Genomic DNA, 12,311 nt, shown 5'->3' on the forward strand with positions numbered 1-12,311 from the left:
CCCGGAGAGGCAACTTGACGCGCCCGCGAGGGCCGGGACCAGCGGACAGGCAATGCCCAACCTGCTGAGTCGCTGTCCCATTGGCGCTGGCTGGCCGCGGTCGTGGCGCGGTGCAAATGCGATCAGGCGTCCATCAGGAGCCGACCGGGATCGGCAGCGGAGGTCGTCTCATTGGCGTCACGATATTTCTCGGCCGCCTGTCGCGCGGGATCGGCCTCGACCGGGTCGCCCGCCAGGGCGTTCGCCGGGCCGTCCTCTTCGCGCATCTCGGCGCGTTTCTCGCGGATTTCAACGGTTTGCTGTTCGGTGCCGCGCGGTTCGGCGGCCTCGCGGATGGCTTCTGCCTGCGTCTCGCGGGCCTCGATGTCCTCTTCCTTTTGGGTCGCGGCCTCGTCGCGGGCCTGAAGCGTGATGACCGTCGCGGTCAGTTTCGCAGCCTGAGACGTGGAGACCACCGGAGGGGCCGAGGGTTGCGGCTGGGCCGCCGTGGGTTCTGCCGTGGCGCCGGTGGCTGCCGGAGCCCCAGCCCCCTGAGGCGCATCGCGGAAAGCCGCGCCGCTGGCTGCCTCGCGCGACTGCGCGGCGGGTGTGCGATCCAGTTCCTGCACCGAGCGCGGCGGCAGCGATGCCCCCGGCGCGTATGTCGGTATCGAAAACAGTGAAGGCATCTGTTCATCCCTTCGTAAGCTATGTCACTCGTCCGTTAGGGATGCCTTCGGAATCGGGCCAAAAGGGGGCAAGTGCCGGAATTCGTGTCAGGATTCGTTCTGATTAGTTAACGAAATGTTCAGGCCGCCTGCCCGTTTTGCTTACACCGCTGCGTTTACCACGGGTTGTACCGGAGGCACGGTCACGGCCCCGGCCTGCGCGTAGGAGGTGGCCGCCTTGAGCATCGCCAGCTTGCGGATCTGGGTGACGGCGTCGTTGTACTCGCGCTTGCCGTTGTTCTCGGTCGCGGTGTCCTCGGCCTGACCGGGCGCGCCGCTGGTTGCGGTGGGGTTGGAATAAATCCCCATGGCGGCGAGATTTGGCACATCGCCCGCGGCCGACATGGGCTTTGGCGGCGTGGGATCGGGTTTGACCTCTGCGAGCTTCTGCTCGGGCGGGGCGACGCGCGCGGCGTAGAGCGAAGCCGTTACCGCCGTGGTGGTCGGGTCGATCATCTTGGACTCCTTCTGTGGCATCGCGGAGAGCGAAGCATCTGACCGGGAGACCGGAAATGATCCTCAAATGTGACTCAAATCGGGCAGACCCCTGCGATTTCCGCGACAGGGTTAACCGCCCGTTTGGAAATAAGTGTCAGCCGTAGAGTTCCTCGGCCCGTCGCTCGAAGGCGCGCACGATTCGCTGCATCGCCTCGAAGAAGAACATGCCCGCCGCGCCCTGCAGGATGCGGTTCTTGAACTCGAAATCGACCGCAAAGGAGACCTCGCAGCCGCCGTCCACGTCCTTGAACCCCCAGTTGGAGATCAGATGGTGGAACGGACCGTCGAGGTATTCCGTGTCGATGCGCATGTCGTCGGGGTAGAGCGTGACCTTGGAGCCGAACTTCTCTCGGAAGACCTTGAAGGAGATCACGAGGTCCGCAAGCATCACCTCGTGGTCGCCCACCTGTTCGCGCGACCTGATCCGCGCCGCTGCCGTCCAAGGCAGGAACTTCGGATAATTTGCCACATCCGCCACCAGATCGTACATCTGTTGCGCGGTATAGGGCAGTTTGCGGGTCTCGGAGTGCTTGGGCATCGGGCTTCTTCAGGTGACAATGGGCCAGCATGTCGTATGCTGCGCGCGAGAAATCAAGGGGTTGTCATGGCAGAATCCGGTCAGAAGCGTCCATATGTCGTAGATGAAATGATCAGCGCCAAGGCCATCGCGGCCCGGATCGAGGCGCTGGCCGCCGAGATCAAGCGCGAGTTCGACAATACGGACAAGCTGGTGGTGGTCGGCCTCTTGCGCGGGTCCTTCGTGTTCATCGCCGATCTGGTGCGCGAGTTGAAGCTGGACGTGGAGGTCGATTTCCTCGAGGCGTCGAGCTACGGCGACGGCATGGAATCGAGCCGCGAGGTGCGTATCCTCAAGGACCTGCGGTCGGGGATCGAAGGGCGCGACGTGCTGGTGGTCGAGGATATCGTCGACACCGGCCACACGCTGAGCCATGTGATTCACCTGCTGGAGAGCCGCCACCCGAAGCGGCTGAAATCCATCGCGCTGCTGGACAAGCCCTCGCGCCGCGAAGTGGATTTCCGCGCCGACTGGATCGGTTTCGACATCCCGGATGAGTTCGTGGTGGGCTACGGCATCGACTTTGCCCAACGGAACCGGAACCTGCCCTTCATCGGCAAGGTGCGGTTCACGGATGCGTCAGACTGAGGTCTGATCAGGCACTCGCGGCTTGCCTTTGGGGAAGGATTGTTCCTCACTGGGGATACAACCGGAATGTGATCGTTACATGCGGCGGTCATGGTGGACCGGCTGAGATTGATAACAGGGAGAGACTTTCCATGAAAAAGGTGATTACCGCTGTTGCCGTGCTGGCGACGCTTGCCACCGGCGCACTGGCCGAAGAGAACCGCGCGCTGGAGGGCCGCAAGGGCCAGTTCAACATCCTCGCGCTGAACCTGGGCGTGCTGGGCGGCATGGCGAAGGGATCGGTGCCCTATGACGCCGCGGCGGCGCAGGCGGCGGCGGATTCCATCGTCGGCGTGTCGATGGTCCATCAGGCGACGCTGTTCCCCGAGGGCTCGGACAACATGTCGATCGACGAAACCCGCGCGCAGCCGAGCATCTGGGAAAACTGGGCGGACTTTGAGTCGAAGTGGGCGGATCTGGGCACCGCGGCGAAGGGTCTGCAGACGGCGGCCGCCGGTGGGCAGGAAGCCATCGGCCCGGCCATGGGTCCGCTGGGCGGCGCCTGCAAGGCCTGCCACGACACCTACCGCGCGCCGGAATAAATGCGCATCGTCAAGGTATTGGTCCCGGTGGCGGTGGTCGCCGCCGGGGTTGCATGGTGGCTGACCGCGCCGTCTCATGTGGATGAGGTGGCGTTCGACGGGCTGACGGGTGATGCTGCGCGCGGCGAGACGGTGTTCACGGCGGCGGGCTGCGCCTCGTGCCACCATGCACCCGAGGCGGAGGACAAGCTGATTCTGGCGGGCGGGCAGCCCTTTGCCTCGGACTTTGGCACGTTCTACGCGCCGAACATTTCGCCATCGGGCGAGGGTCTGGGCGGCTGGACGCTGACGGAATTCGCGGATGCAGTGACGCAAGGCACGGGCCGAGAGGGAGAGCACCTCTACCCCGCCTTCCCCTACACCGCTTACACCAAGATGCGTGCGCAGGATGTGGCCGACCTTTGGGCCTACATGCAGACCCTGCCCCCGTCGGATGTCGCGTCAAAACCGCATGACGTGGGATTTCCGTTCAACATCCGCCGCAGCCTTGGCGGCTGGAAGCTGCTGTTCTTCACCGATCAATACGTGATGCCGGAGGCGGAGGACCGCGGGCGTTACCTGGTGGAAACGCTCGCCCATTGCGGCGAATGCCATACGCCGCGCAATGCGTTGGGGGGTCTGGACACATCGCGCTGGCTGGCGGGGGCACCGAACCCGTCGGGGCAAGGGACCATCCCCGCGCTGACCCCGGACAAGCTGAGTTGGTCCGCCGAGGACATCTCCTATTACCTCGAAACCGGGTTCACCCCCGATTACGACAGCGTCGGCGGGCATATGGCCGAGGTGGTGGACAACTTCTCGAAGCTGAGCGCCGAGGACCGGCAGGCCGTCGCGGCCTATGTAAAGGCGCTGCCGGCAGCGGAGTGATCCCGTCGCAAAGGGCGCGCCCCCGCACAGGCGCGCCCTTTGCAATCAGCGTCCGAACTTGCCGGTCAGGGTCGCCTTGGCCGTGGCAGTGGCGTTCACCATGAAGCCGACAACTGCCTTCGACTGTGCGCCAGAGACATCCATGGGCCCGGGCAGCGCATAGAGCGTAAAGTTGTAGCGATTCGGATCATCGCTCTCGGGCGGGCACGGGCCACCCCAGGCTTCGGCCCCGTAGTCATTGGCCAGAACGGTGGCGCCTTCGGGCATGTCCCCCTGCGCCAGTGACGTGGCATCGCCGGGGATGTTGACCACGATCCAGTGCCAGAAGCCCGCGCCACCGGTCGGCGCGTCGGGGTCATGCACCATCAGCGCAAAGGCCCCGGTGCCCTCGGGCGCACCGGACCATTCTAGGGCGGGAGAGACGTTTCCCCGTGCAGCCGAACACGTCGGCCACGTGTTTCATGGCAATATCACCGCCCTCGGCAAAATCCGGGCTGGTCAGATCAAAAGCCTGCGCCGTGGTGCCCGCCAGCAGGGCGAGTGCAATCAATGATGTTCGTAACGTGCTGTTTTCTCCAAAATAAAAGTGGTTGAATACGGGGAAAGGGTGCCCCGCGCTTCATGACACTTCACTGTCGGAGAGACGAAATAACGGGCCAGTCACGTTGGCCCGATCTGTTTGCGCCAGAAGCGACTAGTTCTGCGCCAGCTTGGCCTCGCGCGCCGCGCGCAGGCGGGCAAAGTCGTCGCCCGCATGGTACGAAGACCGCGTCAGCGGTGTTGCCGAAACCATGAGGAAGCCCTTGCCCATGGCCGCCTTTTCATAGGCCGCGAATTCCTCGGGCGTGACAAAGCGGTCGACGCGGTGGTGTTTTGGCGTCGGCTGCAGATACTGGCCGATGGTCAGGAAATCCACGTCGGCGGCGCGCATGTCGTCCATGACCTGCCGCACGGACTGCGCATCCTCGCCAAGGCCCACCATGATGCCGGACTTGGTAAAGATCGACGGGTCCAGTTCCTTCACCCGCTGCAGCAGGCGCAGCGAGTGGAAATACCGCGCCCCGGGCCGCACCGTCGGGTAAAGGCCCGGCACGGTCTCGAGGTTGTGGTTGAAGACATCCGGTTTGGCCGCGACGACAATCTCCAGCACCTCGGGGGTGCATTTCAGGAAATCCGGGGTCAGGATCTCGATCGTGGTGCCGGGGGCGCGGTGACGGATGGCGCGGATGGTCTGGGCAAAATGCTCGGCCCCGCCGTCCTCCAGATCATCACGATCCACAGAGGTGATGACCACGTGGTTCAGCCCCAGCTTTTGCACCGCATCGGCCACGCGCCCCGGCTCGAATACGTCCAGCGCATCGGGCCGCCCGGTGGCGACGTTGCAGAAGGTACAGCCCCGGGTACAGACCTCGCCCATGATCATCATGGTGGCGTGACCCTGGTTCCAGCATTCACCGGCGTTGGGACAGCCCGCCTCTTCGCAGACCGTCACGAGGTTGTGCTCGCGCATGATCCGCCGCGTCTGGGCATAGCCCTCGCCGCCGGGCGCCTTGACCCGGATCCAGTCCGGTTTCTTCGGCTGGGCATTGTCGGGGCGATGCGCCTTTTCGGGGTGACGTTCGCCGGGGATCTTCAGGTCACGCATGGCTCGGAGCCTCTCGCAAAAGCAGATTGCCCCCTCCTACGCCTGTCGGCGCAACAAATCCACCCCGCGCATCACACAGTTCGGCCTTGCGTCCCACGCATGATGAAGCCACCGGCGACCTGCTTCATCTTGATGAAAATACCGCGATGGGGGTTGGGGGGAAGCAGCGCTTCCCCCCATGCGCGCCCCCGCCAGGGGGCGCGCCGGTCGCCGGGCCGCAGGCACGGCGAAACCGATAACCCCAGCCTATCGCGGCTTCCGCAAAGTTTCATGGAACGGATCGACGCCCGCCCCGTTGGTCGGACAACCACACCCGAAAGGAAAGCCAGCATGTCCGACAAACCGCAGATGAGCAGCCGCCCCGTTCAGACCACCTCGGCCGGCGCGCCCGTGCCCACCAACGAGACGTCCAAGACCGCGGGCGCCCGCGGTCCGGTGCTGCTGGAGGACTACCAGCTTATCGAGAAACTTGCCCACCAGAACCGCGAGCGCATCCCCGAGCGCACGGTCCACGCCAAGGGCTGGGGTCTTCAGGGCACTTTTACCGTCACCCATGACATCACCAAATACACCCGGGCCAAGCTATTCTCGGCGGTCGGCAACACCTGTGACGTGCTGTCCCGCTGGTCTACGGTCGCTGGCGAGGCCGGTGCCGCCGATGCAGAGCGCGACGTGCGGGGTTTCTCGCTGAAGTTCTACACCGAGGAAGGCAACTGGGACATGGTGGGCAACAACACGCCCGTGTTCTTTGTCCGCGACGCCTACAAGTTCCCGGATTTCATCCACACGCAAAAGCGCCACCCAAAGACCAACCTGCGCTCGCCCGAGGCCATGTTCGACTTCTGGGCCGGACAGCCGGAATCGGTGCATCAGGTGACGATCCTGATGTCGGACCGGGGGATTCCGAAGAACCCGGCGCATATGAACGGCTATGGCTCGCACACCTATTCCATGTGGAACCACGCGGGCGAGCGGGTCTGGGTGAAGTTCCACTTCAAGACCCAGCAGGGCCACGAGACCTACACCAACGAGGAAGCGAAGAAGCTGATCGGAGAGACGCGGGAAAGCTATACCGAGGATCTCTGGAACATGATCCACGAAGGCAAGCACCCGAAGTGGACCATGTACATTCAGGTCATGGAGGAAGAGGACGCGGCGAACTGCGCGTTCAACCCGTTCGACCTGACGAAGGTCTGGCCGCATGGTGACTACCCGCTGATCGAGGTGGGCGAACTGGAAATGCACACCGTGCCGGAGAACTATTTTCAGTTCGTCGAGAATGCCGCCTACTCGCCGTCCAACGTCGTGCCGGGTATCGGATTCTCGCCTGACAAGATGTTGCAGGCACGGGTCTGGTCTTATGCGGATGCGCATCGCTACCGTCTTGGGACGCATTACGAGGCCCTGCCCGCGAACGCGCCGCAATCGGGCGTGCGACACTACCACAAGGACGGCGCGATGCGGTTCTTCCAGAACGACAGCGGCAATTCCAATGCCTACTATGAGCCCAACCAGTACAAGGACGCCCCCGTCGCCGACCCTTCGGTGATGGAGCCGCCGCTGAAGATCGACCCGGAGGCCTATCGCTATCCGCAGGAGGTCGAGGAGGTGGACTTTGTCCAGCCGCGCGCGCTGTACAAGGACGTGCTGAACGATGCCGAGCGGGAGCGTCTGCACCAGAACATGGCCGGGGCCATGTCGCCCTGTTCGGATGCGGTGAAGGAACGCTGGTACGCGGTGCTGGAGCGGGTCCACCCGGATTACGCCAAGGGTGTGCGCGAGGCCTGCGAGAGCGCGCCCGCCCTGCCCGTCACCCCCGATACGCCGATCAAGGCGGCGGAGTGATCCAACGGGCACCGTGATGCCCACGAAGCGGTCGGTCCGGAGTGACCGGCCGCCTTCGCGGCGACGGGAGCACCGCCGCATTGCGTATCAGTCCTGCCAACACGGGAAAGACAATATGAAACGACGCACTCACCTTCCCATCCTGACCTTTGCCCTGATCGGGCTTGGCGTGACGCTCGCGGCCAGCGTTCATGCGCGTCTGGACAGCGCCGACGAAGCGCGCGCTCTGGACGCGCCCAGCACTGTCGAGACACAGGTGCTCGGGCTGTAATCAGCCCAAGAGGTCGCCACCGGCGCGGCCACGTTCCTCGTAATGTCGGCGCAGACGCTGAAGCGCGATGCGCAGGACGATCTTGCCGGACCGGGCCGACCAGCCGAGCTGCTTCTCGGCGGTTTCCAGCCCTTCGAGATAACAGCAGCAGCGCAAGGCGACGTCGCCGAGACCGGCACCCAGATCCTTCAGCGCCGCTTGCAGGCGCTCCTGAGCGGCGGTCGATCCACCCCCTGCCCCGGGATGCGTCGAAACACCAGCCGTCAGGAACTGATCCCAGTTCTGGGTGGTGCGTGGGCCCATCTGCGCAAGCTCGAAATCCTCGCGCAGGCGTTCCCCCGCCGCGATGAGCTCTTCGTTCAGGAAGGCCTCTCCATCCTTGTCGCGACGGCGCCCGAGCGCGGTCAACGGGCTTTCCGCGAGCGCATAGCGGCCCTTGCGGATTCGCGGGTCACGTTCGACCTCTTCCAGCGCCGCTTCTGCTTCGCGTCCGGTGTCAAACCCCGCCTGCGCCTCGGCAAAGCCGCGCACACGGTTTTCCTGTTCCGCCATCAGCCGGTTCAGCGCAGCGCGTCCGGCGGCAGTGATGCGGTATTTCGAAATGCGTGCGGGAGCGGTGCAGGTGATCCACTCCTTCAGCGCCATGGCCTGTGCTATGGCCACGTCCACCACGGCGGTACGGGTGTTCCCGCCATCTCCGGTGTCGCGGACCACCACGGCCTTTTCCATCTCGGCGGCCACAGCCAGCACGGCACCCGGTTCGCACAGGCGCCGCAGGATCCGTCGCGCCTCGCGCGAGAGAGTGGTCTCATCCGGTGGTGCCGGCATGTTCACGGCAGCAGTCATTGGCTCATCGTCCTTTCTGGTCGCAGGTGCCGGGTCCCCACACCCGACAGCCCCCAAGTTGCAAAGAGCTGCATCGACTAACGGGTCGTCCCTGCGCGTTTCGACCTTGCGTACCTGTCTCAGAACGGTGGAGGCATGACAGCCCGCGACGCGCGCCAGTTCACGGATCGACACCCCCGTTTCGGTATGCGCGATGTACACGCGCACCTCTTCGGGCACCCAGTCGGGCAAGTATTCGATCCTATGTCCTGGCGTCACAGCCATCATCCGCGGGTTCCGTTCCGGGGCCAAGTTATCAAGGTTTTTTGCACAGACTTATCCCCATTTACTAAATCGCAACCTATGGGTGTGCTGGTTACTCTTTGGTTAACAAAACACACCGAGGATGATCTTTCATAACAATGGATAACCAAACATGAAGGCTTCGTGCGGTGCCCCTTCGGGTACGCAACACCCCCTATGGATGTGCTCTTTTATCCACAGCCGGAGGTTTGTCCGGCCCCTGTAGAGGAGACAGAGCATGAAGGATATCCTGGGACAGTTGAACGATCTCCGTCGCCCGCGTCTGCTGATCCGGGCCGCCCGGATCGGCGTGCAGGAGTACCGTCGCGAATTGCACCTGAAACGGTTGCTGGGACAAGCGTCCCTGCCGCGTCCGGGAGCCGCGCTGATGCAACTGATGGAGATCGAGGGCGCGCTGGATGACCGGCGCCGTACAGACAGCGCAAGTTACTCGGTCAGCCGTCACGTCGAGGTGCTGACCGCCATGATGGGCGAGGCCCGCAACATGCAAGAGGCGGCCCGCTGAGGCCGCCTCTGTCGTTTGGGGTCGGACCGTTGCGGCCCTGCCCCTGACATTGTCTGCGCCCCTTGTGAGGGGCCCATCCCGTCAGCTGAAAGCGTCCGGCATAGAGGCCTTTTTCTCGGCCACATAGGCATTCAGCGCCTCGCGGATCGCGGGATCCATGGCCGGTTCCTGATAGCTGGCGAGCATCTTGTCCATACGAGCCCGCGCGAGGGCCACGGTGTCCCGCGCGCCTTCCTCGCTCCAGGTCTCGAATGGTTTATAATCAAGCACTTCCGAGCGCCAGAACGCGGTCTTGAAGTTCGCCTGAGTGTGGGCGCAACCAAGGTAGTGACCGCCCGGGCCAACCTCGCGAATGGCGTCCATCGCCTGCGCGTTGTCGTCGTAGGCGATACCTTTGGCCAACCCGTGCAGGGCTCCCAGCTGGTCGGCATCCATGACGAATTTCTCGAAGCTGGCGACGAGGCCACCCTCGAGCCAGCCACAGGCGTGCAGCATGAAGTTCACGCCCGCCAGCAGGCCCATGTTGAGCGAGTTCGCGGTCTCGTAGGCCGCCTGTGCGTCGGGCAGTTTCGAGCCGCAGAACGACCCGGCTGAACGGTACGGCAGGTTCAGGCGACGGGCCAGCTGACCGGCGCCGTAGGTGATGTGCGAGGCCTCGGGCGTGCCGAAGGTCGGGGCGCCGGAGTTCATGTCGATGGAGGTCACGAAGGCCCCGAAAATGACTGGCGCGCCCTTGCGGATGAGCTGGCTGTAAGCCACCCCGGCGAGCACCTCTGCCAGCACCTGGGTCAGGGTCCCGGCGACCGAAACCGGCGCCATGGCACCGCCCACGATGAAGGGGGAAATGATGCAGGCCTGGTTCGATGCGGCGTAAACTTCGAGGGCGCCCATCATGACGTCGTCAAACGTTAGAGGCGAGTTGATATTGACCAGCGAGGTCATCACCGTGTTATCGGAAACAAACTGTTTCCCGAACAGGATCTCGCACATTTCGACGGAATCCTTCGCGCGGGACGGTTCGGTGACCGAGCCCATGAAGGGTTTGTCCGAGAGGGTCATATGCGCCATCAGCATGTCGAGGTGACGCTTGTTCACCGCGACGTCTGTCGGTTCGCAAACCGTGCCGCCGGAATGGTGCAGCCATTTGGACTGCTGGCCGAGCTTCACGAAGGTGCGGAAGTCCTCGATCGTGGCATAGCGGCGGCCACCGTCGATGTCCCGCACGAAGGGCGGGCCGTAGACCGGGGCCAGCACGAGGTTCTTGCCGCCGATCACGACATTGCGCTCGGGGTTGCGGGCGTGCTGGGTGAACTGCGAGGGCGCAGTCGCGCACAGCTGGCGGGCCAGGCCGCGCGGGATGCGGACGCGTTCGCCCTGCACATCGGCACCGGCTTCCTTCCACAGCGCGAGGGCACCGGGGTTGTTCACGAAGTTGACGCCGATCTCTTCCAGCACGGTCTCGGCGTTGTGCTCGATGATCTCGAGCGCCTCGTCATTCAGCACTTCGAAGTTGGGGATGTTGCGTTCGATGAACTTCGCCACGTCGACTGCGGTCGAGGTCCGTTCGGCCCGGCGGGCCGCGCCACCGCCACCCCTGCCGCGCTTGCGTGCTGCTGCTTCTGACATCTTTGTCGTGCCCTCATGGCTGGTGGACGCGCCAATCGCGCCCCATGGATAGACAGGTTTTAACCGCTGGGTCCCCGTCGCCCTGTGACGATTCCGGCGGATGGATCGTGAAAACGACATGGAACACCCGTGGCGCTTAGCGGGTTTGGTCTGCGAAAGCATCGAAGAAATGAGGTGAATCGTGTCATATGTTCCTCCGAAGACATGGAAGATGGGCGCTGTGCTGGCGCTTGGCGCGGCGGTCGCGGTGGCTGGTTTCGTGAGCGGCGTGCTGTTGTTCGGCCTGTCGCTGGGGGTGTGCTTCCTGATCTGGATCGTGGGCGCGTTGATGGTGAACCGGTGGAAATACCCCAGTTCTGACGCGCATTCCGGGCCAGGTCCTCAGACAAATCCGGAGAATTGAGCGAATGTGCCAACGGCCCCACCGGATCGGTTCAGGGATCGTTAGGACATGAGGGGATAGCTTGGTTATCGGGCGCCGTGCGCTGCGACATGGACACGGGGGCGTCCTGCTTCGCGGCTGGCGCAGATCAACGTGACAGTCAACAGGACCCCCGCAATGCTCAAGTCGCTCTCCTTGTCGGCCCTGCTCGCCGCCGTCGTTTCCGCCCTGCCCGCTTCGGCAGAGAATATTTGCGAGCACTACGGCCCGCAGACGCCCCGGGATCTAAACAGCGTGATCGGGATAAACCCCCGCGTGTTCAACTTTGCCCCGCCGCCGACGCAGATGAACCTTTGCAACATCCACACCCACACAAATGCCGAACACCGTGGACCCGGTTTTACCATTTCCGGCGGCCCCGGCGAGCATGGCGGATGGAAATGCAATGAAACACCCAATCTGACGCATGAAGAGCTGGAAGACCCTTATCATGGCCACGGCGCCTATCACGGGGTCAAACCCGGTGATACGATCGAGGTGCATTGGGTGCATACATCCTGTGACGTCGGTCCTGGACCGGGCCTTGGATCTTGCCTGTCTGACGCCTGCGCCAATCCGCAACTTCGGGTGGAAACTCAGGTCTTTTTGGTCGTGAACGATCCGACTGCACTGAATTTCATGGATTTCGTCTATGGCGGCGAGATCAATGGCAAGCATCAGGCCAAGGCCATCCCGACCGGCACAGGCCGTCCCATCGTGTTCCACGGCTCGACCACCGGACCGAAGTACACGCAGGAAGTCTGCTCACCGTTGCAGGTGACGTGGTCTGTCCGCCCGAACTGCGCGCGACTGGACATAAGGTCAATCAATGAGTGGGCGCAGCAGGGCAACATCTTCGAGGAGGATCACAGCCACGGGGTGCGGCAGATCGTGACCGCACCCGAATTGCTGGCTCCGATCAACTGACGCTCTGACATCGGCTCTGCGAGTTATTCTTGCGCGAGCGACACGACGCTGCACTACGTGCCGCAGTGCAGCGTCTAAAATAGATGACACGTAACATTCCCAAA

At 63.6% G+C, this 12,311-nt stretch carries 14 protein-coding genes and 1 pseudogene; 8 read left to right on the forward strand and 7 right to left on the reverse strand.

Annotated elements, in window-relative coordinates; genetic code table 11:
* Nucleotides 1–122 precede the first annotated feature (122 nt).
* The 3 genes from ACP16H_RS01580 to ACP16H_RS01590 form a co-directional block, all read right to left on the reverse strand.
* The gene (locus ACP16H_RS01580) at nucleotides 123–668 is read right to left on the reverse strand and encodes a hypothetical protein (protein ID WP_425070478.1); all 546 of its coding nucleotides are present in this window, start codon (nucleotides 666–668) and stop codon (nucleotides 123–125) included.
* Between the two features lie 141 nt (nucleotides 669–809).
* Nucleotides 810–1,163 carry a hypothetical protein gene (locus ACP16H_RS01585; protein ID WP_425070479.1) on the reverse strand — a complete coding sequence of 118 codons (354 nt, stop codon included), beginning with the start codon at nucleotides 1,161–1,163 and terminating at the stop codon, nucleotides 810–812.
* Nucleotides 1,164–1,299: 136 nt separating this feature from the next.
* Nucleotides 1,300–1,743 carry a type II toxin-antitoxin system RatA family toxin gene (locus ACP16H_RS01590; RefSeq protein ID WP_425070480.1) on the reverse strand — a complete coding sequence of 148 codons (444 nt, stop codon included), beginning with the start codon at nucleotides 1,741–1,743 and terminating at the stop codon, nucleotides 1,300–1,302.
* 66 nt (nucleotides 1,744–1,809) lie between these two features.
* Here ACP16H_RS01590 and hpt point away from each other — a divergent pair, with 66 nt between their 5' ends.
* The 3 genes from hpt to ACP16H_RS01605 all read left to right on the forward strand — a co-directional run bounded on the left by hpt (nucleotide 1,810) and on the right by ACP16H_RS01605 (nucleotide 3,818).
* Nucleotides 1,810–2,370 (forward strand): hypoxanthine phosphoribosyltransferase, encoded by a 561-nt coding sequence (gene hpt, locus ACP16H_RS01595; RefSeq protein ID WP_425070481.1) that lies wholly within the window; start codon nucleotides 1,810–1,812, stop codon nucleotides 2,368–2,370.
* Between the two features lie 131 nt (nucleotides 2,371–2,501).
* A complete protein-coding gene (locus ACP16H_RS01600; RefSeq protein ID WP_425070482.1) occupies nucleotides 2,502–2,951 on the forward strand; it encodes a c-type cytochrome in 450 nt (149 codons plus the stop codon).
* The gene (locus ACP16H_RS01605) at nucleotides 2,952–3,818 is read left to right on the forward strand and encodes a c-type cytochrome (protein WP_425070483.1); all 867 of its coding nucleotides are present in this window, start codon (nucleotides 2,952–2,954) and stop codon (nucleotides 3,816–3,818) included. It begins immediately after the preceding gene.
* A gap of 45 nt (nucleotides 3,819–3,863) precedes the next feature.
* On the opposite strand, the pseudogene ACP16H_RS01610 reads toward ACP16H_RS01605, so the two are convergent.
* Both ACP16H_RS01610 and lipA read right to left on the reverse strand, forming a co-directional pair.
* Nucleotides 3,864–4,193 (reverse strand): annotated as a pseudogene (locus tag ACP16H_RS01610) (YbhB/YbcL family Raf kinase inhibitor-like protein); the annotation flags it as partial.
* Between the two features lie 319 nt (nucleotides 4,194–4,512).
* Nucleotides 4,513–5,463 carry a lipoyl synthase gene (gene lipA / locus ACP16H_RS01615; protein WP_425070484.1) on the reverse strand — a complete coding sequence of 317 codons (951 nt, stop codon included), beginning with the start codon at nucleotides 5,461–5,463 and terminating at the stop codon, nucleotides 4,513–4,515.
* A gap of 330 nt (nucleotides 5,464–5,793) precedes the next feature.
* Between lipA and ACP16H_RS01620 the strand changes: the two genes are divergently transcribed.
* Both ACP16H_RS01620 and ACP16H_RS01625 read left to right on the forward strand, forming a co-directional pair.
* Nucleotides 5,794–7,308, forward strand: a complete 1,515-nt coding sequence (locus tag ACP16H_RS01620) for a catalase (RefSeq protein WP_425070485.1) — start codon at nucleotides 5,794–5,796, stop codon at nucleotides 7,306–7,308.
* Between the two features lie 115 nt (nucleotides 7,309–7,423).
* On the forward strand, nucleotides 7,424–7,579 hold the full coding sequence (locus ACP16H_RS01625; protein WP_425070486.1) for a hypothetical protein: 156 nt from the start codon (nucleotides 7,424–7,426) through the stop codon (nucleotides 7,577–7,579).
* Here ACP16H_RS01625 and ACP16H_RS01630 read toward each other — a convergent pair whose 3' ends face one another.
* A complete protein-coding gene (locus ACP16H_RS01630) occupies nucleotides 7,580–8,689 on the reverse strand; it encodes a DUF6456 domain-containing protein (RefSeq protein ID WP_425070783.1) in 1,110 nt (369 codons plus the stop codon).
* Between the two features lie 256 nt (nucleotides 8,690–8,945).
* Here ACP16H_RS01630 and ACP16H_RS01635 point away from each other — a divergent pair, with 256 nt between their 5' ends.
* Nucleotides 8,946–9,233: a DUF6477 family protein gene (locus ACP16H_RS01635; RefSeq protein WP_425070487.1), complete on the forward strand. Its 288-nt coding sequence runs from the start codon at nucleotides 8,946–8,948 to the stop codon at nucleotides 9,231–9,233.
* 81 nt (nucleotides 9,234–9,314) lie between these two features.
* Here the strand turns inward: ACP16H_RS01635 and ACP16H_RS01640 are convergent, their stop codons facing one another.
* Nucleotides 9,315–10,859: a trimethylamine methyltransferase family protein gene (locus ACP16H_RS01640; protein ID WP_425070488.1), complete on the reverse strand. Its 1,545-nt coding sequence runs from the start codon at nucleotides 10,857–10,859 to the stop codon at nucleotides 9,315–9,317.
* A 181-nt stretch (nucleotides 10,860–11,040) separates the two neighbouring features.
* Here ACP16H_RS01640 and ACP16H_RS01645 point away from each other — a divergent pair, with 181 nt between their 5' ends.
* Together ACP16H_RS01645 and ACP16H_RS01650 are read left to right on the forward strand one after the other, a co-directional pair.
* Entirely contained in the window at nucleotides 11,041–11,262 is a 222-nt protein-coding gene (locus tag ACP16H_RS01645; RefSeq protein ID WP_425070489.1) for a hypothetical protein, read from the forward strand.
* A 156-nt stretch (nucleotides 11,263–11,418) separates the two neighbouring features.
* Nucleotides 11,419–12,207 carry a delta-class carbonic anhydrase gene (locus tag ACP16H_RS01650; protein WP_425070490.1) on the forward strand — a complete coding sequence of 263 codons (789 nt, stop codon included), beginning with the start codon at nucleotides 11,419–11,421 and terminating at the stop codon, nucleotides 12,205–12,207.
* The last annotated feature ends 104 nt before the right edge of the window (nucleotides 12,208–12,311 follow it).

The organism is Sagittula sp. S175 (genome assembly GCF_049800975.1).
Taxonomy (GTDB): domain Bacteria; phylum Pseudomonadota; class Alphaproteobacteria; order Rhodobacterales; family Rhodobacteraceae; genus Sagittula.